22 protein-coding genes are annotated in these 20,065 nt (G+C 70.6%); 4 read left to right on the top strand and 18 right to left on the bottom strand.

Translation table 11 applies throughout. From position 1 onward, the window contains the following. Positions 1-356 precede the first annotated feature (356 nt). Together AB0C75_RS09950 and AB0C75_RS09945 are read left to right on the top strand one after the other, a co-directional pair. Positions 357-1,025 carry a TrkA family potassium uptake protein gene (locus AB0C75_RS09950; RefSeq protein ID WP_362888865.1) on the top strand — a complete coding sequence of 223 codons (669 nt, stop codon included), beginning with the start codon at positions 357-359 and terminating at the stop codon, positions 1,023-1,025. Next, positions 1,025-1,702, top strand: a complete 678-nt coding sequence (locus AB0C75_RS09945; protein ID WP_362888863.1) for a TrkA family potassium uptake protein — start codon at positions 1,025-1,027, stop codon at positions 1,700-1,702. The genes AB0C75_RS09950 and AB0C75_RS09945 overlap by 1 nt, the downstream gene beginning before the upstream one ends. A gap of 86 nt (positions 1,703-1,788) precedes the next feature. Here the strand turns inward: AB0C75_RS09945 and AB0C75_RS09940 are convergent, their stop codons facing one another. The 13 genes from AB0C75_RS09940 to AB0C75_RS09880 all read right to left on the bottom strand — a co-directional run bounded on the left by AB0C75_RS09940 (position 1,789) and on the right by AB0C75_RS09880 (position 14,440). Further along, positions 1,789-2,640: a DUF3159 domain-containing protein gene (locus tag AB0C75_RS09940; protein WP_362888861.1), complete on the bottom strand. Its 852-nt coding sequence runs from the start codon at positions 2,638-2,640 to the stop codon at positions 1,789-1,791. A 3-nt stretch (positions 2,641-2,643) separates the two neighbouring features. After that, on the bottom strand, positions 2,644-3,060 hold the full coding sequence (locus tag AB0C75_RS09935; protein WP_362888858.1) for an OB-fold nucleic acid binding domain-containing protein: 417 nt from the start codon (positions 3,058-3,060) through the stop codon (positions 2,644-2,646). Positions 3,061-3,141: 81 nt separating this feature from the next. Then, positions 3,142-3,849, bottom strand: coding sequence for a response regulator (locus AB0C75_RS09930; RefSeq protein WP_362888857.1), 708 nt, complete (start codon positions 3,847-3,849; stop codon positions 3,142-3,144). A 55-nt stretch (positions 3,850-3,904) separates the two neighbouring features. Beyond that, a complete protein-coding gene (locus AB0C75_RS09925) occupies positions 3,905-6,448 on the bottom strand; it encodes a DUF4118 domain-containing protein (protein ID WP_362888855.1) in 2,544 nt (847 codons plus the stop codon). A 197-nt stretch (positions 6,449-6,645) separates the two neighbouring features. Further along, complete coding sequence (locus AB0C75_RS09920) at positions 6,646-7,380, bottom strand: ABC transporter ATP-binding protein (RefSeq protein WP_362888853.1); 735 nt, start codon at positions 7,378-7,380, stop codon at positions 6,646-6,648. Between the two features lie 175 nt (positions 7,381-7,555). Then, positions 7,556-8,233, bottom strand: a complete 678-nt coding sequence (locus AB0C75_RS09915) for a potassium-transporting ATPase subunit C (RefSeq protein WP_362888851.1) — start codon at positions 8,231-8,233, stop codon at positions 7,556-7,558. A 21-nt stretch (positions 8,234-8,254) separates the two neighbouring features. After that, positions 8,255-10,396 (bottom strand): potassium-transporting ATPase subunit KdpB, encoded by a 2,142-nt coding sequence (gene kdpB, locus AB0C75_RS09910; RefSeq protein ID WP_362889169.1) that lies wholly within the window; start codon positions 10,394-10,396, stop codon positions 8,255-8,257. 44 nt (positions 10,397-10,440) lie between these two features. Further along, on the bottom strand, positions 10,441-12,105 hold the full coding sequence (kdpA, locus tag AB0C75_RS09905; protein WP_362888849.1) for a potassium-transporting ATPase subunit KdpA: 1,665 nt from the start codon (positions 12,103-12,105) through the stop codon (positions 10,441-10,443). Positions 12,106-12,113: 8 nt separating this feature from the next. Then, positions 12,114-12,203: a K(+)-transporting ATPase subunit F gene (gene kdpF / locus AB0C75_RS09900; RefSeq protein ID WP_099176543.1), complete on the bottom strand. Its 90-nt coding sequence runs from the start codon at positions 12,201-12,203 to the stop codon at positions 12,114-12,116. After that, entirely contained in the window at positions 12,200-12,337 is a 138-nt protein-coding gene (locus AB0C75_RS09895) for a hypothetical protein (RefSeq protein WP_362888847.1), read from the bottom strand. Before AB0C75_RS09895 ends, kdpF begins: the two co-directional genes overlap by 4 nt. Before the next feature lie 219 nt (positions 12,338-12,556). After that, entirely contained in the window at positions 12,557-13,327 is a 771-nt protein-coding gene (locus tag AB0C75_RS09890; RefSeq protein WP_362888845.1) for a DUF3710 domain-containing protein, read from the bottom strand. Between the two features lies 1 nt (position 13,328). Continuing rightward, the gene (dut, locus tag AB0C75_RS09885; RefSeq protein WP_362888843.1) at positions 13,329-13,856 is read right to left on the bottom strand and encodes a dUTP diphosphatase; all 528 of its coding nucleotides are present in this window, start codon (positions 13,854-13,856) and stop codon (positions 13,329-13,331) included. After that, the gene (locus tag AB0C75_RS09880) at positions 13,856-14,440 is read right to left on the bottom strand and encodes a PaaI family thioesterase (RefSeq protein WP_362888842.1); all 585 of its coding nucleotides are present in this window, start codon (positions 14,438-14,440) and stop codon (positions 13,856-13,858) included. Before AB0C75_RS09880 ends, dut begins: the two co-directional genes overlap by 1 nt. 58 nt (positions 14,441-14,498) lie before the next feature. Between AB0C75_RS09880 and AB0C75_RS09875 the strand changes: the two genes are divergently transcribed. After that, complete coding sequence (locus tag AB0C75_RS09875; protein ID WP_362888840.1) at positions 14,499-14,954, top strand: DUF3093 domain-containing protein; 456 nt, start codon at positions 14,499-14,501, stop codon at positions 14,952-14,954. 41 nt (positions 14,955-14,995) lie between these two features. Here the strand turns inward: AB0C75_RS09875 and AB0C75_RS09870 are convergent, their stop codons facing one another. The 4 genes from AB0C75_RS09870 to AB0C75_RS09855 form a co-directional block, all read right to left on the bottom strand. Continuing rightward, positions 14,996-15,952: a hypothetical protein gene (locus tag AB0C75_RS09870; protein WP_362888838.1), complete on the bottom strand. Its 957-nt coding sequence runs from the start codon at positions 15,950-15,952 to the stop codon at positions 14,996-14,998. A gap of 13 nt (positions 15,953-15,965) precedes the next feature. After that, entirely contained in the window at positions 15,966-16,262 is a 297-nt protein-coding gene (locus AB0C75_RS09865) for a DUF4193 domain-containing protein (RefSeq protein WP_003965732.1), read from the bottom strand. Positions 16,263-16,666: 404 nt separating this feature from the next. Further along, positions 16,667-17,908: an ATP-binding protein gene (locus tag AB0C75_RS09860; protein WP_362889167.1), complete on the bottom strand. Its 1,242-nt coding sequence runs from the start codon at positions 17,906-17,908 to the stop codon at positions 16,667-16,669. A gap of 6 nt (positions 17,909-17,914) precedes the next feature. Then, complete coding sequence (locus AB0C75_RS09855; protein WP_031089418.1) at positions 17,915-18,568, bottom strand: response regulator transcription factor; 654 nt, start codon at positions 18,566-18,568, stop codon at positions 17,915-17,917. Positions 18,569-18,949: 381 nt separating this feature from the next. Between AB0C75_RS09855 and AB0C75_RS09850 the strand changes: the two genes are divergently transcribed. Further along, positions 18,950-19,123, top strand: a complete 174-nt coding sequence (locus AB0C75_RS09850) for a hypothetical protein (protein ID WP_167359495.1) — start codon at positions 18,950-18,952, stop codon at positions 19,121-19,123. A 101-nt stretch (positions 19,124-19,224) separates the two neighbouring features. On the opposite strand, the gene AB0C75_RS09845 is transcribed toward AB0C75_RS09850, so the two are convergent. Continuing rightward, on the bottom strand, positions 19,225-20,025 hold the full coding sequence (locus AB0C75_RS09845) for an inositol monophosphatase family protein (RefSeq protein WP_362888835.1): 801 nt from the start codon (positions 20,023-20,025) through the stop codon (positions 19,225-19,227). Between the last annotated feature and the right edge of the window lie 40 nt (positions 20,026-20,065).

Here is a 20,065-nt window from a genome sequence, read left to right as displayed (position 1 = left end):
CGAAGCACCACCCCCTCGGCGGGCCGAAAACCTTCATAATTACCCGCCCTCACCGGAAAAGTCCATGGAATCCTTGACGAAATCCTTGCGGCGCGGACGGGCCGCGACCCTCCGTCCTCCTCCTTCGACGGCTCGGACGCCGGCTCGCCACGGCGGCTCGGACGCTCCCTTTTGCTCTCCGGCCCGTGGGATACGCACACTCGGATGAGGCAGTGCGGGCGTCGCCGCATAAGCTCATCCACGGGCAACGCCGAAGGTGGTTGCCCCATCGTTTTGCCCCGCAAGCTGAGAGAGAAGTGTGAGCAGGGTGTTTTCGCAGGTCATCCGGACGACCAGGACGGCGAGGTAGGCGCGAGGTGCACATCGTCATCATGGGCTGCGGGCGTGTCGGAGCCGCTCTCGCGCAGACCCTTGAGCAGCAGGGGCACACGGTCGCCGTGATCGATCAGGACCCCACGGCGTTCCGTCGCCTCGGTTCCGGATTCGGCGGCAGGCGGGTCAGCGGGGTCGGCTTCGACCAGGACACGCTGCGTGAGGCGGGGATCGAGGAGGCCGGAGCGTTCGCGGCCGTCAGCAGCGGCGACAACTCCAACATCATCGCCGCCCGGGTGGCCCGCGAGATGTTCGGCATCGAGAACGTCGCCGCGCGCATCTACGACCCGCGGCGTGCCGAGGTCTACCAGCGCCTGGGCATCCCCACGGTCGCCACGGTCCGCTGGACGGCGGACCAGATGCTGCGGCGGCTGCTGCCGGCCGGTGCGGAGCCGTTGTGGCGCGACCCGAGCGGCGGTGTGCAGCTCGCCGAGGTGCACACCACACCGTCCTGGATCGGGCACAAGATCAGCACTCTGCAGGAGGAGACGGGCGTCCGTGTCGCCTTCCTCACCCGGCTGGGTGAGGCCATACTGCCCACGTCGCAGACGGTTCTGCAGGAGGGCGACCTGGTCCACGTGATGATGCGTACGGACGAGATCGCAAAGGTCGAGGAGGCCTTTGCCGAAGGTCCCGAGGAGGGCGGTCACTGATGCGCGTCGCGATTGCCGGGGCCGGTGCGGTGGGCCGTTCCATCGCGGCCGAGCTCCTGGAGAACGGGCACGAGGTGCTGCTGATCGACAAGGCGCCGACCGCCATCTCGGTGGAGCGCGTCCCGATGGCCGAGTGGCTCCTCGCGGACGCCTGCGAGATCACCTCGCTCGACGAGGCGGCGCTCCAGCGGTGCAACGTCGTGATCGCCGCGACGGGTGACGACAAGGTCAACCTGGTCGTCTCGCTGCTCGCGAAGACCGAGTACGGGGTGCCGAGGGTGGTGGCCCGGGTGAACAACCCGAAGAACGAGTGGCTGTTCAACGAGTCCTGGGGCGTCGATGTCGCCGTCTCCACCCCGCGTCTGATGTCCGCCCTGGTCGAGGAGGCGGTGAGCGTCGGTGATCTCGTCCGGCTGCTGCGCTTCAGCCATGGCGACGCCAACCTGGTCGAGCTGACGCTGCCCCCGGAGTCGGCGCTGGCCGGCACGAGGGTGAGCGAGGTGGCCTGGCCCGACGACACCTCACTCGTCACGATCATCCGCGGCACACGTGTGCTGACGCCGAGCCCCGACGAGGCCCTGGAGGCCGGTGACGAGTTGCTGTTCGTGGCAGCCCAGGCGCGCGAGGAGCAGTTGGAGGACCTGTTGTCGGTGCGCCGGGAGGCGGCCGGGGACTGAGACCGGCCGAGCGACATGGTGAAGGGCGCGGACCGTTCGTACGGTCCGCGCCCTTCACATGTACGGCACGGGCGAAGAGGCCGAGGTCAGGACAGTCGGCGGTGTTGTCCTCCGCGTCCCCCGCCGCCGGTGTCGCGCTCGGTGTCGGCGGGACCCGGTGCCTGGAGGTCCTGTTCGGCCTGAGCGAGCCCGGGGGCCAGGGTGCTCTCGGCAGCCTTGCGGGCCTTCTCGGCCTCCTCCTCCGCCTCCATCTCGGCGAAGACATCGATGGGCGGCGGCGCCTTGGCGAGGAAGACCCAGGTCAGATACACCGCGAGCAGGAACGGCGGGATCTTGAGCGAGACCAGGACCCAGCCGAGCTGGGCGGTGTCGGCCCACCAGTACAGCGGGAAGAGGACCGCGCACTTGGCGAGCAGGATCAGTCCCCAGGCGTAACTGGCCTTGGCGTACGCCTTCTTGCGCCCGGGGTTCCTGGTGCGCCAGGAGAGGTTCTCCTTGAAGACCGGGCCGAGGATCAGCCCGATCAGCGGCACCCCGGCCAGCGTCGTGACGAGGTACGCGAGGGCGAGTCCGAGCGTGTAGAGCATGCCCGGCAGATAGAAGTCCTTGGCGTTGCCCGTCATCATCGCGAAGACCACACCGAAGCCCACCCCGAAGACGCCGCTGAAGGCGTGCTTGACGGTGTCCCTGCGGATCAGTCGTACGACGACGAGGACCAGCGAGATCGCCAGGGCGGCGATGGCCGAGGCCTTCAGGTCCTTGTTGATGGTGAAGATCGTGACGAAGAGCAGCCCGGGCAGGACTGTCTCCACCATGCCGCGCACGCCGCCGAAGGCCTCGAAGAGCGCGGCTTCCGTGACCGCCTTCGCGTCGGCGTCCTGCTGGTCGGTGCGGTGGGGCTGGTCCGTTTCGGACGTCGGCTTGTCGAGAGACGTCACCGGCTACTCCTTGCCGAGCGGTCGGAGTTCGTATTTGGGGTTGAACAGCACCCGGCGCCCGTGACTCATGGCTACACGGCCCGACGCGATGAGCTTGCGGCCCGGCTCGATACCGACGATGGAACGCCGGCCCAGCCAGACCACGTCGAGCGGCGCGGTGCCGTCGAAGAGCTCCGCCTCCAGGGCGGGCACTCCGGCGCGCGGACGCAGGGTGACCGTCCGCAAGGTACCAGTGACCTTGACGATCTGGCGGTCCGAGCACTCGGAGATGCGCGTACAGCCCGATGCCTGGGCGTCCTCCCGCAGCTCCTCGGACTCGAGGTCCTCCTGGGAGCTGGACAGCCGGTCGAGTATGCGGCGGAAGCGGCCGGACGGCCTCGAAGTCCTGCCTGACTTCTCGGGTCGGGGAACAGCGCTCATACCCGAAGGGTACCGGTCTCCGGTACTGGAGGCGGTCCCGGACGGGTGCCACCCGGACGAGTGATCCACGGGGGCCCGGGATCACTCGGGAAGGGGCCGTCCCCGCTCGAAGCGGTAGCCCATGCCGGGCTCGGTCACGAAGTGCCTGGGGTGCGAGGGATCCGCCTCCAGCTTGCGGCGCAGCTGCGCCATGTAGACCCGCAGATAGTTCGTCTCGGTGCCGTACGAGGGACCCCAGACCTCCTGCAGCAGCTGCTTCTGGCTGACGAGCCGCCCGGCGTTGCGCACGAGAACCTCCAGGAGGTGCCACTCGGTGGGGGTGAGCCGTACGTCACGGCCCTCACGGTGGACCTTCTTCGCCGCCAGGTCGACGGTGAACCCCTCGGTCTCGACGGTCACCAGGTCGTCGCCCGCGTCCTGGCCGACCGGTTCCGCCCGGCGTACGGCGGCGCGCAGCCGGGCCAGGAGCTCGTCCATGCCGAACGGCTTGGTGACGTAGTCGTCGGCCCCCGCGTCCAGGGCCTCGACCTTCTCGTCGGAGGTGTGGCGGGCGGAGAGCACCAGGATCGGCACCCGGGTCCAGCCGCGGAGTCCTCTGATCACCTCGACGCCGTCCATGTCCGGCAGCCCGAGGTCGAGGACGACGACATCCGGTTGGCGGGCCGCCGCGAGCCGCAGGGCGGTCGCCCCGTCGGGTGCCGCGTCCACCTCGTATCTGCGCGCCTTCAGGTTGATCACGAGGGCGCGCACGATCTGCGGCTCGTCGTCGACCACGAGCACCCGGGTCATCGCGGGCCTGCCTTTCCGGAGTACGTGTAGGGGGCGGCTGTGCGCCCCGGGGATCTCATGGGGTGACCTGTGCGGGCGGCAGGGGGCCGGCTCGCACCTGTCCCGGGGCGGCGGTGAGCCGGAGGACCATGGTGAGGCCGCCGCCGGGGGTGTCCTCGGCGTCCAGCGTGCCGCCCATGGACTCGACGAAGCCACGGGCGACGGCGAGTCCGAGCCCGACCCCGGCGCCGCGCGGCGCGTCACCGTACCGCTGGAACGGCTCGAATATCGTCTCCTTGCCCTCGTCGGGCACGCCCCGGCCTCGGTCGGCCACCCGTAGCTCGACGCGTGCGCCCAGGGCACTGGCGGCGACGGTGACGCGTTCACGCCCGGGGCTGTACTTGACGGCGTTCTCGACGATGTTGGCGACGGCACGCTCCAGCAGCCCGGGGTCGACGGCGACCATGGGCAGCGTCTCGGGGATGTCCAGGTCGACGCTGCCCTCCGGTACGCCGCCGAGTGCCATCGGGACGACCTCGTCGAGGTCCAGCTCACGGATCAGCGGGGTGACGGTGCCGGTCTGCAGGCGTGACATGTCGAGCAGATTGCCGACCAGGTGGTCCAGGCGGTCGGCGCCGTCCTCGATGGCCGCGAGGAGCTCCGCCTCGTCGGCGTCGGACCAGGACACGTCGTCGGAGCGCAGGGAGCTCGCCGCGGCCTTGATGGCGGCCAGAGGGGTACGCAGGTCGTGGCTGACGGCGGCGAGCAGCGCGGTCCTGATCCGGTTGCCCTCGGCCAGCCGCCGGGCCTCCTCCGCCTCCCCCACCAGGCGCTGCCGGTCGAGCACCACGGCAGCCTGTGCGGCAAAGGCACCGAGGACCCGGCGGTCCTCCGCGGGGAGCACACGGCCGGAGAGGGCCAGCGCCATGTGGTCGCCGACGGGCATGTCCACGTCCGCGTCGTCGGGCCGGGCCACCGGGGCGGGGCCGACGGATCCGGCGCAGGTCCAGGGCTCGACATCGCTCTGGCGCTCCAGGAGGGCGACGGACTCCATGCCGAAGGTCTCGCGGACCCTGCCCAGCAGGGCGTCCAGGGCCGTCTCGCCCCGCAGGACGCTGCCGGCGAGGGTGGAGAGGATCTCCGACTCCGCGCGCAGCCGCGCCGCCTGATGGGTGCGCCGGGCGGCCAGATCGACCACGGAGGCGACCGCCACCGCGACCGCGAAGAAGATCACGATGGCGACGAAGTTCTCGGGGTCCTGGACGGTCAGCGTGTGGGTGGGCGGCGTGAACCAGTAGTTCAGGAAGAACGAGCCCGCAGCCGCGGACGCCAGCGCCGGGGCCAGCCCTCCGAGGAGCGCGGCGGTGACGGTCAGGAAGAGGAAGAGCAGGACGTCGTTGGCGAGCCCGGGCCCGTTCTCCAGGCCGTGCAGGAGCAGGGTCAGAAGGGCCGGTCCGCCGACGCCGGCGAGCCACCCCGAGATGATCCGCGTGGTGCTGAGCCTCGCACCACGCGCGATGGGCAGCCCGCGGCCCTTGGCGATCTCCTCGTGCGTGACGATGTGCACGTCCAGGTCGGGGCCGGACTCCCGGGCGACGGTGGCGCCCACCCCGGGGCCGTAGATGTACTGCCAGGTCTTCCGGCGGCTGGAGCCGAGCACGATCTGGGTGGCGTTGACACCTCGGGCGAACGCCAGGAGCGCGGAGGGTATGTCGTCGCCGATGACGTGGTGGAAGGTGCCCCCGAGGTCCTCCACGAGGGTGCGCTGGACGGCGAGCTCCTTGGGCGAGGCAGAGGTCAGCCCGTCGCTGCGGGCGATGTACACGGCGAGGATCTCGCTGCCTGATCCCTTGGCGGCCATCCGGGACGCCCGGCGGATGAGCGTACGGCCCTCGGGCCCGCCGGTCAGCCCGACGACGATGCGTTCGCGGGCCTGCCAGGGGGCGCTGATGTCGTGTTCGCCGCGGTACTGCTGGAGGTACTCGTCGACCCGGTCGGCGACCCAGAGGAGTGCCAGCTCGCGCAGGGCGGTGAGGTTACCGGGGCGGAAGTAGTTGGACAGGGCCGCGTCGACCTTGTCGGACTGGTAGATGTTGCCGTGGGCCATACGCCGACGCAGCGCCTGGGGCGACATGTCGACAAGCTCGATCTGGTCGGCCCGCCGGGCGACCTCGTCGGGGAGGGTCTCCTGCTGCCGCACCCCGGTGATCGACTCCACGACGTCGCCGAGGGACTCCAGGTGCTGGATGTTGACCGTGGAGACCACGTCGATACCGGCCTTGAGGAGCTCCTCGACGTCCTGCCAGCGCTTGGCGTTGCGTGAGCCGGGCACATTGGTGTGGGCGAGCTCGTCGACGAGTGCGACGGCCGGCGCCCTCTCCAGGACCGCGTCGACGTCCATCTCGGCGAAGACCCGTGAGCGGTACTCGATGTCGCGTCGGCTTATCTGCTCCAGGCCGTGCAGGAACGCCTCGGTGCGCGGCCGGTCGTGGTGCTCGACGAACGCGACGACGCAGTCCGTGCCCCGCTCCACCCGGCGGTGGGCCTCGGACAGCATCGCGTAGGTCTTGCCGACGCCGGGTGCCGCACCCAGGTAGATCCGTAGCTTGCCGCGTGCCATGGCCCCATTGTCTTCTTCCGGGCGGCCGTCGCCGATGCGGCGGTCCTGGTCGAAGCTACCCCGGCGAGGTGCGGGGCACGGCCCTGGGTGGTGTCCGCGGGGTCCGTATTGACGGGATTCTGACGCGGGCGGGCGGCCGGGCACGGACGACTGCGCCCGGATGCCGGGCACGCTCGGCCCGGGTCAGCCGCGCCCGCTCACCCGTGTTCGACGATGTGCCCGTCGCTGAGTTCCAGCACCCGGTCGGCGAAGCCGAGCAGCTGGGGGTCGTGGGTGGCGACCAGCACGGTGACGCCCTCGCTGCGTACGACGGCGCGCAACAGCTGCATGACCGCGAGCCCCGTCTCCGCGTCGAGCTGCCCGGTGGGCTCGTCGGCGATCAGGAGGGCGGGCCGGTTGGCGAGGGCGCGGGCGATGGCGACGCGCTGCTGCTGGCCGCCCGAGAGCTCCCCGGGGCGCTGCTGGGCGTGGTCACCGAGGCCCACCAGGGAGAGCAGCAGTGCCACCCGCTCCTCGCGCTCGTGCGGGTCGGTCCTGGACAGCCGCATGGGTACGCCGACGTTCTCCGCCGCGGTCAGGATCGGGATCAGGCCGAACGACTGGAAGATGAAGCCGATCCGGTCCCTGCGCAGCTCCAGCAGCCCCTCCTCACCGAGCCCGGAGAGGTCGGTGCCGCCGACGGTGATCCGGCCGCTGTCCTGTGTGTCGAGCCCGCCTACGAGATTGAGCAGCGTGGTCTTGCCTGAGCCGGAGCGGCCCTTGAGCGCGACGAGCTCGCCGCGCGGGACCTCGAAGGACACCCCGCGCAGGGCGTGCACGGCCGCCGCCCCGGTGCCGTACGACCGGTGCAGGTCCTCGACCAGGATCATGGGCCCGTCGAGAGGGCCCTCGGCCAGGGCCGTGCCGCTCTGCCCACCGGTGTGCTGTGTCATCCGCTCTCCCCCGTGCGTACGCGTCGCGCGTACTGGTCCCTACGTGCGCCGGCGCACGTACCGCTCCTCGGCCGCGGCCAGTATGTGCATGCCGGGGCCGGAGGGGCAATGCCCCCAGGGGCGGAGGATCCGGGCGGGGGCCCGCCTGTTCCGACGGGCCCCGGTCCGGGCGGGATCAGGGTGCCGCGTCCTCCCCCATCAGCTCCCTCAGCGCGGTGTTGAGGGCGAGGACGTTGACCCGGGGCTCCCCCACGAAGCCGAGGATCCGGCCTTCCGTGTGGTCCCGGACCAGCTCCGCGACCCGCTGGACCGGCAGTCCGTCGCGCTCGGCGACGCGGCGGACCTGGAGTGCGGCGTACGCCGGTGAGATGTGGGGGTCGAGGCCGGAACCGGAGGAGGTGACGGCGTCGGGCGGCACGTCGGCGGGGTCCACCGGGTGGCCGGGTACGGAGTTGTCCGCGACGACGGCCGCCTTGGCGTCGGTGACCCGGCGGATCAGCTCCTCGTTGTCCCCGGACCGGTTGGTCGCTCCGGAGAGGATCAAGGCGTACCGGGTGTTGACGCTGTTGGTGCCGAGGCCGTTCGAGGGTCGTGGCTGGAACCAGGTGAGGTCCGGCTCCGGGGACTCCTGGCCCTTCTTCTCCGGCAGGTCGTAGCGCTGGCCGATGAGACGTGAGCCGACGACCTCGCCGTCGACGGTGACCTCGGAGCCGTTGGCCTTGCCGGGGAGGACCGCCTGGGCGACGCCTGTGACGGTGAGCGGGTAGAGCACGCCGCACAGGGCGGTGAGGACGAGCAGGGCGCGGAGCCCCGCTCCGAGGAGTCGGGCGGTGGTGCCCGCGGAAGTGTTCATGGCTGTGTGCACGCTCCGGTTTCAGCGCAGTCCGGGGACGAGGGAGAGGGCAAGGTCGATGAGCTTGATCCCGACGAACGGGGCGACGAGTCCGCCGAGCCCGTAGACGGTGAGGTTGCGCCGGAGCATCCGGTCGGCGCCGGCCGGCCGGTAGCGCACCCCTCGCAGCGCGAGCGGGACCAGCGCGACGATGATCAGCGCGTTGAAGATCACCGCCGAGAGGATCGCGGTCCGGGGCGAGGACAGGTCCATGATGTTGAGCTTGTCCAGGCCCGGATACACGGCGGCGAACATCGCGGGGATGATCGCGAAGTACTTCGCGACGTCGTTGGCGACCGAGAACGTGGTGAGGGCGCCCCGGGTGATCAGCAGCTGCTTGCCGATGGCGACGATCTCGATGAGCTTGGTGGGGTCGGAGTCCAGGTCCACCATGTTCCCGGCCTCCTTGGCGGCCGAGGTGCCGGTGTTCATGGCGACCCCGACGTCCGCCTGGGCGAGGGCGGGGGCGTCGTTGGTGCCGTCCCCGGTCATGGCGACGAGCCTGCCGCCGGCCTGCTCCCGCCTGATGAGGGCCATCTTGTCCTCGGGCGTCGCCTCGGCGAGGAAGTCGTCGACCCCGGCCTCGTCGGCGATCGCTTTCGCGGTCAGCGGGTTGTCCCCGGTGATCATGACCGTACGGATGCCCATGCGCCGCAGCTCCGCGAACCGTTCGCGCATCCCGGGTTTGACGACGTCCTTGAGGTGGATCGCCCCCAGGACCCGGGCGCCCGTGCCCTCCTGGACGGCCACCAGCAGGGGTGTGCCGCCCTCCTCGGCGATCAGGCCGGTCAGCACCCCGGCGTCACCGGGCACGGCGCCGCCCTGCCCGGTGACCCAGGCGAGGACGGAACCGGCCGCTCCCTTGCGCACCCGGCGGCCGGAGAGGTCCACGCCGGACATCCGGGTCTGCGCGGTGAACTCCACCCATGTGGCGCCGGACAGCGCTCCTTCGTCGCGTGCTCGCGGACCGTGGGACGGGGACCCGTGCGCCAGGAGCGTAGATGTCCCTTCGTCGCGGGCGCGCGGACCGTGGATGCCGTCGGCCAGCGCAACGACCGAGCGGCCCTCGGGTGTCTCGTCAGCCAGTGACGAGAGCCGGGCGGCATCGGCGAGCTCGGCCTCGGTGACGCCCTCGACGGGCAGGAACTCGGCGGCCTGCCGGCTGCCCACGGTGATAGTGCCCGTCTTGTCGAGCAGCAGCGTGGAGACGTCGCCCGCGGCCTCGACGGCCCGGCCCGACATGGCGAGCACGTTGCGCTGCACCAGCCGGTCCATGCCGGCGATGCCGATCGCGGACAGCAGGGCGCCGATCGTCGTCGGGATGAGGCAGACCAGCAGGGCGGTCAGTACGGTCATCGACTGCTGCCGGCCCGCGTAGGCCGCGAACGGCTGGAGGGTCACGACCGCGAGCAGGAAGACGACGGTGAGGGACGCCAGCAGGATGTTGAGCGCGATCTCGTTGGGCGTCTTCTGCCGGGCGGCCCCCTCCACCAGGCCGATCATCCGGTCGATGAACGTCTCGCCCGGCCTCGCGGTGATCTTGACGACGATCCGGTCCGAGAGCACCTTCGTGCCGCCGGTGACGGCGCTGCGGTCGCCGCCCGACTCCCGGATCACCGGGGCGGACTCCCCGGTGATCGCCGATTCGTCGACGCTCGCCACCCCGTCGACGACGTCACCGTCGCCGGGGACGAGGTCGCCGGCCTCGCAGACCACCAGGTCACCGACGCGCAGCTCGGTGCCGGGCACGCGTTCCTCGTTCGGGCCGACGACGCGCCGGGCGACGGTGCCGGTCCGCGCCTTGCGCAGGGTGTCGGCCTGGGCCTTGCCGCGGCCCTCGGCCACGGCCTCGGCGAGATTGGCGAAGAGCGTGGTCAGCCACAGCCAGGCGGTGATCGCCCAGCCGAACCCGTCCGTCGGGTGCAGGGCCGCCAGGACGGTGGTGAGCACGGACCCGACGAGCACCACGAACATCACCGGGGACTTGACCATGATCCGGGGGTCGAGCTTGCGTAGCGCGTCGGGGAGGGACCTGACCAGCTGGGCGGGGTCGAACAGGCCGCCGGCGGGCCGCCCGGTGGGTGCGTCCTGAGAGCGGCGGGGTGCGTGGGTGACGGCGGACATCGGGTCCTCTCGCTTCGGAGACTTCGCGGACCTCGGCAGGGCGTTCATGACGCCAGTCCTTCCGCCAGCGGCCCCAGGGCGAGGGCCGGGAAGTAGGTCAGACCGGTGACGATCATGACGGTGGCGAGCAGCAGCCCGCTGAAGAGTGGTTTCTGCGTGCCGAGGGTCCCGGCGGTCGTGGGTACGGGGCTCTGCCGGGCCAGGGATCCCGCCAGCGCGAGGACGAACACCATCGGCAGGAACCGGCCCAGCAGCATCGCGATGCCGAGGGTGGTGTTGAACCACTGGGTGTCCGCGTTCAGTCCTGCGAAGGCGGAGCCGTTGTTGTTGGCGCCCGAGGTGTAGGCGTAGAGGATCTCGGAGAATCCGTGCGCCCCGGTGTTGGTCATGGAATCGCCCGGGGTGGGCAGGGCTATCGCCGCGGCGGTGAAGCCGAGCACCAGGGCCGGGGTGATCAGGATGTAGCAGGCCGCGAGCTTGATCTCCCGGGTGCCGATCCTCTTGCCCAGGTACTCGGGGGTACGGCCCACCATCAGCCCCGCGAGGAACACGGCGACGACCGCCATGATCAGCATGCCGTAGAGGCCTGAACCCACCCCTCCGGGGGCGATCTCGCCGAATTGCATGCCGAGCATGGTGATGCCGCCGCCGAGGCCCGTGTACGAGGAGTGGAAGGAGTTCACCGCCCCCGTCGAGGTCAGGGTGGTGGCCACCGCGAAGATCGACGATCCGGCGATGCCGAAGCGGGTCTCCTTGCCCTCCGTGGCCCCGCCCGCGAGGTCGAAGGCCGGCCCGTGGTGACCGAATTCGGTCCACATCATCAGGGCGGTGAAGCCCAGCCAGATCGTGGCCATGGTCGCGAGGATCGCGTACCCCTGCTTCAGGGAGCCCACCATCCGACCGAACGTCCTGGTCATCGCGGAAGGGATGAGCAGGATCAGGAAGACCTCGAAGAGGTTGGACAGCCCGTCGGGATTCTCGAAGGGGTGGGCGGAATTGGCGTTGAAGTAGCCGCCGCCGTTGGTGCCCAGCACCTTGATGGCTTCCTGGGAGGCGACCGCGCCGCCGTTCCACTGCTGGGTGCCGCCGCCGAACTGTCCGACCTCGTGGATGCCGGAGAAGTTCTGGATGACACCGGTGGCGACCAGGACGAGTGCGCCGACGACGGAGACCGGCAGCAGGACGCGCACGGTGCCACGCACCAGGTCGGACCAGAAGTTGCCGAGTTCGCCCGTACGGGACCGGGCGAAGCCCCGTACGAGTGCCACGGCGACGGCCATGCCGACCGCGGCCGAGACGAAGTTCTGCACCGCGAGGCCGCCGGTCTGCACGACGTGGCCCATGGCCTGCTCGCCGTAGTACGACTGCCAGTTGGTGTTGGCGGCGAAGGAAGCCGCCGTGTTGAACGCCTGGTCGGGGTCGATCGACGCGAAGCCGAGCGAGCCGGGCAGCGAGCCCTGGAGCCGCTGCAGGAGGTAGAGGAACAGGACGCCGACCGCCGAGAACGCGAGGACGCCGCGCAGATAGGCGGGCCACCGCATCTCGGTGGCGGGGTCGGCGCCGACGGCCCGGTAGATCCATTTCTCGATCCGCAGGTGCTCGGTCGAGGAGTAGACCCGGGCCATGTGGTCGCCGAGCGGACGGTGGGCCAGTGCCAGCGCCGCGACGAGCGCGAGCATCTGGAGGGCACCGGCGAGGACGGGGCTCATGTCGGCGCTCAGAACCTCTCCGGGCGGAGGAGGGCGAGGACGAGGTAGCCCAGCAGGGCGACGGCCACGACGAGGCCGGCGATGTTCTCGGCGGTCACAGCCTGGTCACCCCCCGGGCGACGAGGGCCACCAGCGCGAACACCGCGATCGTGGTGATGACGAAGGCCAGGTCGGCCATCGTGTGCTCCTGGGTGAGGTCGGTTTCGGGGACCTCCTGAGCAAACCCCCGCACACGGCCCCCGCCGCCCGCGTTGACGGCTTCCCTACGCCCCCGGGTCACCCCTTGACGTCGCCCGTACGCCCCCGATACGCGCCCCTGACGTACCCACGCGAAGGCCGGTGGGCCGCACCCCGTGCAGGGTGCGGCCCACCGGCCTCGTGCGAGTCGTCGTGCGCCTCAGAGCCTGTCGGGTGACCGCGTCCGCCCGATCAGACGTCGCCCGACAGTCTCTCAGCGCACCTCGGTGATCTCGGGCCCGCGCTGGAGCTGGCCCATGCCGCCGGAGAACTTCGAGCTCTCCTGGTCCTCCTGCTGCACGCCCTCGGGCACCATCTGCGCGTCGTTGGGGAGCTTGAGGACGACCGGGTCACGCGGGGCCATCGGGCCGTCACCGCGCACGACGACGGTGTCCCGGAAGATCGTCTCCAGCAGGCCGGCGGTCTCCGGCTGCACCGCGCCCTGGCCGGAGATCACTCCGCGCAGGAACCAGCGCGGTCCGTCGACGCCGACGAAGCGCACCACCTGTACGCCGTTCTTCCCGTCCGGAAGCTGTACGGGGACCTGGGCGCGCAGTTCCCAGCCGAGCGGGCCCTCGACCTCGTCGATGATCCCGCCCTGCTGGGTGATGCCCGAGGCGATCTCCTCGCGCACCTCACCCCAGATGCCCTCCTTCTTGGGAGCGGCGAAGGCCTGGAGCTGGACCGCGCTGTCGCGCAGCACGACGGTGGCCGCCACGATCGCGTCACCGGCGACCTCCACGCGGAGCTCCATGCCCTCGACTCCGGGCACGAAGATGCCGCCCAGGTCCACCCGGCCCTCGCCGGGCTGGGAGACCTCGGAGATGTCCCACGGCCCGTCGGGGCGGGGGGCCGGCGGAAGGTTCGTGCGGCGCGAGCCGTCCTCGGCCGCGGTGTCGTCGAGCTCGTCGGCGACCTGCTCGGCCTCGCGCGCTTCGTCCGCCGTGTCCTCGGCGGAACCACTGTTCTTGCGACGTCCGAACACGTCAATGTCCTTCCCGGTCGGATACGACCGAAGCGTAGCTGTTCCCACCCTGGGTGTTACCGCCCGTGACGCCGTCCACGGCGGCGTGACCGCCGGTGGATCCGAAACCCCCCTCGGCCCGCGCCGAGCCGGGGAGTTCCGTCACCTCGTGGAAGCGCACCTTCTCGACCTGCTGGACGACCAGTTGGGCAATCCGGTCGAACCGTTCGAATCTCACGGTCTCGCGTGGGTCGAGATTGACCACGATGACCTTGATCTCTCCACGGTACCCGGCATCGACCGTCCCTGGGGCGTTCACCAGGGCCACTCCACAGCGGGCTGCGAGGCCCGAACGGGGGTGCACGAAGGCTGCGTAGCCGTCGGGCAGCGCGATCGACACCCCGGTGGGCAGCGTCACCCGCTCGCCGGGGGCGAGCGCGGCGGCCTCGGTGGTGACCAGATCGGCACCGGCGTCACCCGGGTGCCCGTAGCCGGGAATCGGCACGTCCGGGTCGACGCGGCGGACGAGAACGTCGACGGGGTGGCGCATCAGGGGTTCACCTCGAAGGCGCGGGCGCGCCTGACCTGGTCGGAGTCGGACATCGCGGCCCGGATCTCCTCCGGCCGCCCGTTGTCGATGAAGTGGTCCACCTTGACCTCGATGAAGAGGGCCTCGGCACGGACCGCGACGGGCCCCTGCGAGCTGCCGGTCCGCGCCGTCGCGCGGCAGTAGATCTTCCTGCCCTGCACGGCGGTGACCTCGGCGTCCAGGAAGAGCACCGTGCCCACCGGCACCGGCAGGACGTAGTCGGTCTCCAGCCGCCCGGTCACCGCGATGACCCGCTGGAGCCAGCTGAGCGCGCCGAGTGTCTCGTCCATCGCCGTGGCCAGGACACCGCCGTGCGCGAGCCCGGGAGCGCCCTGGTGGGCGGGCTTCACGGTGAATTCGGCGGTGACTCTCACGCCCTCGCCCGCCGTAGCCCGCAGATGCAGTCCGTGCGGCTGTCCGCCACCGCAGCCGAAACAGTGTTCGTAGTGCGACCCGAGGAGTTCACCCGGTGCGGGAGCGTCGGGATGACGGACGGGCTTCACCGCTCCGGGCGGGGGTGTCAGGCGTGCAGATGTTCCACTCACAGCCGCAGACCTTACCCGCGCGGCCGATCCCGGGGCACGCCGTGCCAAGCTTGCCTTCATGCAGCCTTCCGCACCTCCCTTCGACGAACGTCTCACCGCGCCCCGTTCGTGGTGGCTCATCGCCTTCGGGCTCGGCGTCGCGTGCGCGCTGATGTTCCTGCCGCTCGGCGCCGTTCCGATGCTCGGCGGCCTGGTCGCCGGCACGGCCGCGGCGTGCGTGGGCGTGAGCTCGTACGGCTCCGCGCGCGTCCGGGTCGTGGCGGGCTCCCTGGTCGCGGGCGATGCACGGATCCCTCTGGAAGCGCTCGGTGACGCCGAGGTGCTGGACGGGGACGAGGCGCGCGCCTGGCGTTCGTACAAGGCGGATCCCCGGGCGTTCATGCTGCTGCGCAGCTACATCCCGACGGCGGTGCGGGTGAAGGTCACGGATCCGGCGGACCCGACGCCGTACGTCTATCTGTCGACCAGGGAGCCGCAGGCACTGGTGGCGGCTCTCGTGCCCGTGCCTGCCTGAGACGGCGTCCGCCCGATCCGGGCGGAGGAAGCACCCCGGGGTCAGCGGCCCGGGTCGTCCAGGCCCTCGGGAAGCTCCTCGGCGGGCTGTGCGGGCTGTTCGAGCGGGGGAAGCTCGGGGAGGCGGTCCCAGGGGACCTGCCCCTTTCGCAGGTCCTTCCTGACCCGGTCGGCGAGCCTTCCGGTGTCCCGTCGGTTCATCAGCGCGCCGACGGCGGCACCGATCATGAACGGGATGAGATTCGGCAGGTCGCGCGCGGTGCGCTTCATGATCTGCTGGCGCAGTTCACGCTTCATCTGACCGCCCAGCGCCGCGTTGAGCGTGGTGGGGCGTGAGACGTCGATGCCGCGCTCTTCCGTCCATGCCGTCAGATACGCGCTGCTGCGCTGGCCGACATTGCCCGGCGGTCGCCGGCCGTAGACCTCGTGGAGCTCGGCGACGAGCTTCATCTCGACGGCGGCCACTGCGGTGATCTCGGTCGCCAGCTCGGCGAGCATGGCGGGCGGTACGGGCATCATCGCCGCCGCCCCGATGCCCGCGCCGACGGTGGCGGTGGCCTTGCGGGCGCCCGCGACGAGCTTGTCGGCAAGCTCTTCGGGGCCCAGCTCCGGGAATTGTGCGCGCAGGGTGGCGAGGTCCCGCACGGGGACACGGGGCGCCATGTCGATGATGCGGTCGGCCACCATGCCCACCACGACTACGGCGCCGTCCTTGCTCCTGCTCACGCCTCGTCTCAGTGTGTGCAGGCGGCCGGAGTCCTTCGGGGACCCTGCCGGTCCGTCCTGCGTGGGCGCGGGTGAGGAATCCGCCGCCCTCACGGCTTCGAGCGAGGCCGGACGGCCTCGCTCGTCGTCAGGTGTGCCGGGAGAGGCAGGCAGGGCGGCCTGGTGCGCGGCAGTGGGGTTCTCGCCCTCTGCCGGGCCTGCGCCGCCCTGATGTGCCTCCGACGACTTCGTGCGCCGCAAGCGCCGCTTCCGGAACGGTGTGTCGCCTGCCACGGCCGGAGCCCCCTCAGTCGCAGTCGCGGCAGATGGGCTGGCCGTTCTTCTCGCGCGCCAGCTGGCTCCTGTGATGCACGAGGAAGCAGCTCATGCACGTGAACTCGTCGGCCTGCTTGGGCAGGACCCGCACGGCGAGCTCTTCGTTGGACAGGTCGGCTCCGGGGAGCTCCAGTCCTTCTGCCGCGTCGAACTCGTCCACGTCGACGGCGGATGCCGTCTTGTCGCTCCGACGAGCCTTGAGCTCTTCGAGGCTGTCCTGATCGACGTCGTCGTCGGTCTTTCGTGGGGTGTCGTAATCCGTTGCCATGTCGCTCTCCCCCTCATGGGTGTCTGCGGTGTCTCAGCGCACGTAACGCGTGAGAGGCCGGACTTGTGCCCGACCTGAGGCGGAGATTTTGCCTCACATCAAGGTCTGTTACTCAATCGACACCCAACCGGATCCCTCGTGAGCGATCAGCTTGGGTGGCGATGGGGACCGTACACGGTCCGATTGCTGCAGTTCACGGGCGCCACCCCGTGTACTTCCCGTGATATCGCACCCCGGAAACCCGGACGTTTCCAGGCTTTCGGGCAGAATTGTGATCACGGAGAGTAGAGAGCCCCGAAATCGCTCTTGTGATCGATCACACAGGGGCAGAGCGGGAGCGAGGTTCGAAAATTCCGCCCAAAGCGAACAGAGCGATCCAATGCGGCTTCACACCGTGAAGCGTCTCAGACCGGAAGGGTGACGCGCATCACGAGACCACCGCCCTCGCGGGGCTCCGCGATGATACGGCCTCCGTGTGCCCGCGCGACTGATCGCGCGATCGACAGGCCGAGCCCCACGCCCTTGTCGCTGCCCGTGCGCTCCGTACGCAGCCGCCTGAACGGCTCGAAGAGGTTGTCGATCTCGTAGGCAGGCACCACAGGACCGGTGTTGGAGACGGTCAGGAGCGCCTGACCGTGCTGGAGCTCGGTGGTGGCCTCGACCCAGCCGCCCTCCGCCACGTTGTAGCGCACGGCGTTCTGCACGAGGTTCAGGGCGATCCGCTCCAGGAGTACCCCGTTGCCCTGGACGACCGCCTGGCTCCGCTCGCCGCGGACCTCGACCCCGTTCGCCGCCGCCTCTGCCCTGGTCTGGTCGATGGCGCGGTCGGCGACCTCGGCCAGGTCCACCGGCTTGCGCTCGACGATCTGGTTGTCGCTGCGGGCCAGCAGCAACAACCCTTCGACCAGCTGTTCGCTTCGCTCGTTCGTGGCCAGGAGCGTCTTGCCGAGCTGATGGAGCTCGGGTGAGGCCTCCGGATCGGAGAGATGGACCTCGAGGAGCGTGCGGTTGATCGCGAGGGGCGTACGCAGCTCGTGCGAGGCGTTCCCCACGAAGCGCTGCTGGGCGGTGAAGGCGCGCTCCAGGCGGTCCAGCATCTCGTCGAAGGTGTCGGCGAGCTCCTTCAGCTCGTCGTCGGGGCCGTCCAGCTCGATCCGGCGGGACAGGTCCGTCCCGGCCACCCTGCGGGCGGTGCGGGTGATCCGGCCCAGCGGGGACAGGACGCGGCCCGCCATGGCGTAGCCGAAGGCGAAGGCGATGACACTGAGGCCGACGAGGGCCAGCAGCGCCCTGTTCAGGAGGGAGTCGAGCGCGTGCTGGCGCTGGGCTGCGGTGCAGTTCTTGATCGCCTCGTTCAGCTGGCCGTTGTTCTGGGCCGAGCCGAGCTGCGGACAGGTGTCGCTGGAGATCTGGACGTTCGTGCCGGAGACCTGGAAGGCCGGGCCGCCCGCGTCGTGCAGGGCCTGTGCCGCCAGCATGTAGATGATCGACAGCAGGAGGATGCCCGCGATCAGGAACATGCCGCCGTACAGCAGAGTGAGCCGTATGCGGATGGTCGGCCGCAGCCAGGGGTACGGGGACTCCTGGGCCTTGGGTTCCCAGGTCGGCTTCGGGGGTGCCTTCGTGGGGGACGGGGAAGCTGCCATCATCCCTCAGATCCGGTATCCGGAGCCGGGGACGGTGACGATGACGGGCGGCTCACCGAGCTTGCGGCGCAGGGTCATGACCGTCACCCGCACCACGTTGGTGAAGGGGTCGGTGTTCTCGTCCCAGGCCTTCTCCAGCAGCTGCTCGGCCGAGACGACCGCGCCCTCGCTGCGCATCAGGACCTCCAGGACGGCGAACTCCTTGGGAGCGAGCTGGATCTCCTGCTCGTCCCGGAAGACCTCGCGGCGGTTGGGGTCGAGCTTGATGCCGGCCCGTTCGAGGACGGGGGGCAGCGCCACGGTGGTGCGGCGCCCCAGGGCGCGCACCCGCGCCGTCAGCTCGCTGAAGGCGAAGGGCTTGGGCAGGTAGTCGTCCGCACCGAGCTCCAGGCCCTCGACCCGGTCGCTGACATCGCCTGAGGCGGTCAGCATGAGCACCCGGGTGGGCATGCCGAGCTCGACGATCTTGCGGCAGACGTCGTCGCCGTGCACCACCGGGAGGTCCCGGTCCAGCACGACGACGTCGTAGTCGTTCACCCCGACCCGCTCCAGGGCCGCCGCCCCGTCGTACACGACGTCGACGGCCATGGCCTCCCGGCGGAGCCCGGTCGCCACCGCATCGGCGAGCAGCTGCTCGTCCTCGACGACGAGTACGCGCACGGCGCAGTCCTTCCGTAGATCTTCGGAGAATTCGGCGAGCGGCCCTCGTTCCGGCCGCTCGTCGCACGTCAGCGCACCGACTGTGCGCGTCCATCCTGCCCGTAACGCGCATAAACCGGCGGTAAGACGGCGCGTCACGGTCCGCCGCTCCAGGGAATTGATCGGATTCCTGGGCCAGTTGAGGTTTCTCGCGGGCCGACGCCGGGGAGGACGCTCTCACACCCCGCGATCACGCCCTGCATGTGGCGTACCACAGCCCGTCCTGCATCCAGAGGGACTGCGTGATCGGAGGGCTGCGTGAACCAACCGCGCTCCGGCTCCCCGGCCGGAGAACCACCGGGCACACCCCCGTGCCACCGACTCACGACGAGGGGGCGCTTCATGGACGCTTTCACCGCAGGTCTGCTGCAACGAATCAAGACCACCGAGTCCGACCTCACGAGGGCTCGCGAGACGGGTGACGACTTCCTCGCGGATGTCGAGCAGGGAGAGCTGGACGACCTGCACCGCCTCGCCGCCGAGCACGGAGTGGAAATCAGCGCCACGAGCGTCTGAGCCGCCATGGGAGGGCCCCGGGAGCCGTCAAGGCTCTCCGGGGCCCTCTTCTCGTGCCGACGGGCCTCCTGGGGCCGCGGCGGGCCCTGAGAGGACTGACGTCAGTCGTGCCAGGCGCCCAGCTCGTCGAGGATCGCCTGCAGCGGCTCGAAGACGCCGGGGGTCGCCGCGACCGTCAGGTCTCCGTCCGCCGGCCTTCCGGGCCGTCCACCGGTGAGAGCACCCGCCTCCCGGGCGATGAGATCGCCGGCCGCGACGTCCCAGGGGTGCAGTCCCCGCTCGTAGTAGCCGTCGAGGCGGCCCGCCGCCAGGTCGCAGAGGTCGACGGCGGCCGAACCCCCGCGTCTGATGTCACGCAGCCGCGGAATCAGCTGCTGGGCCACGGCGGCCTGATGGGTGCGGACCTCGGTGACGTAGTTGAACCCGGTCGACACCAGTGCCTGGTCGAGAGGGGCGGTGGGGCGGCAGTGCAGCGCGTCGCCGTTCCCGTACGCGCCGCCGCCGAGCACCGCGTGGAACGTCTCGCGCCGCATCGGGGCCTCGACCACGCCGACGACCCGTTCGCCGTCGCGCTCGGCGGCGATGGAGACGGACCAGGTCGGAAGACCGTAGAGATAGTTCACCGTGCCGTCGAGCGGGTCGATGACCCACCGGATGCCGCTGGTGCCCTCGGCGCTGGCGCCCTCCTCGCCGAGGAAGCCGTCGGCGGGGCGCTGCTCCGAGAGATAGCCGGTGATGAGCTTCTCCGCCCGGATGTCCATCTCGGTGACGACATCGATCGGGCTGGACTTCGTCGCGGCCACCCCGAGATCGGCGGGACGGCCGTCACGCAGCAGCGCGCCCGCCCGGCGGGCCGCCTCCAGGGCGAGGTCGAGGAGTTCGGACAGGAGGGGGTCGGTCACAACGCTCCAGAGGTGGTTCGGGTGGCCGGAACGGGTCGTG

Origin of the sequence: Streptomyces sp. NPDC048565 (assembly GCF_040650935.1) — a bacterium.
GTDB lineage: Bacteria > Actinomycetota > Actinomycetes > Streptomycetales > Streptomycetaceae > Streptomyces.
Note: the sequence above shows the minus strand (reverse complement) of the source record. Positions and strands in the feature narration are given on the sequence as shown.

Bases quoted from the DNA above. Each gene is read 5' to 3' on its own strand.
- AB0C75_RS09945 (WP_362888863.1), top strand. From the start codon at position 1,025: ATGCGCGTCGCGATTGCCGGGGCCGGTGCGGTGGGCCGTTCCATCGCG.
- AB0C75_RS09935 (WP_362888858.1), bottom strand. From the start codon at position 3,060: ATGAGCGCTGTTCCCCGACCCGAGAAGTCAGGCAGGACTTCGAGGCCG.
- AB0C75_RS09930 (WP_362888857.1), bottom strand. From the start codon at position 3,849: ATGACCCGGGTGCTCGTGGTCGACGACGAGCCGCAGATCGTGCGCGCC.
- AB0C75_RS09925 (WP_362888855.1), bottom strand. From the start codon at position 6,448: ATGGCACGCGGCAAGCTACGGATCTACCTGGGTGCGGCACCCGGCGTC.
- AB0C75_RS09920 (WP_362888853.1), bottom strand. From the start codon at position 7,380: ATGACACAGCACACCGGTGGGCAGAGCGGCACGGCCCTGGCCGAGGGC.
- AB0C75_RS09915 (WP_362888851.1), bottom strand. From the start codon at position 8,233: ATGAACACTTCCGCGGGCACCACCGCCCGACTCCTCGGAGCGGGGCTC.
- kdpB (WP_362889169.1), bottom strand. From the start codon at position 10,396: ATGTCCGCCGTCACCCACGCACCCCGCCGCTCTCAGGACGCACCCACC.
- kdpA (WP_362888849.1), bottom strand. From the start codon at position 12,105: ATGAGCCCCGTCCTCGCCGGTGCCCTCCAGATGCTCGCGCTCGTCGCG.
- dut (WP_362888843.1), bottom strand. From the start codon at position 13,856: ATGCGCCACCCCGTCGACGTTCTCGTCCGCCGCGTCGACCCGGACGTG.
- AB0C75_RS09875 (WP_362888840.1), top strand. From the start codon at position 14,499: ATGCAGCCTTCCGCACCTCCCTTCGACGAACGTCTCACCGCGCCCCGT.
- AB0C75_RS09865 (WP_003965732.1), bottom strand. From the start codon at position 16,262: ATGGCAACGGATTACGACACCCCACGAAAGACCGACGACGACGTCGAT.
- AB0C75_RS09860 (WP_362889167.1), bottom strand. From the start codon at position 17,908: ATGGCAGCTTCCCCGTCCCCCACGAAGGCACCCCCGAAGCCGACCTGG.
- AB0C75_RS09850 (WP_167359495.1), top strand. From the start codon at position 18,950: ATGGACGCTTTCACCGCAGGTCTGCTGCAACGAATCAAGACCACCGAG.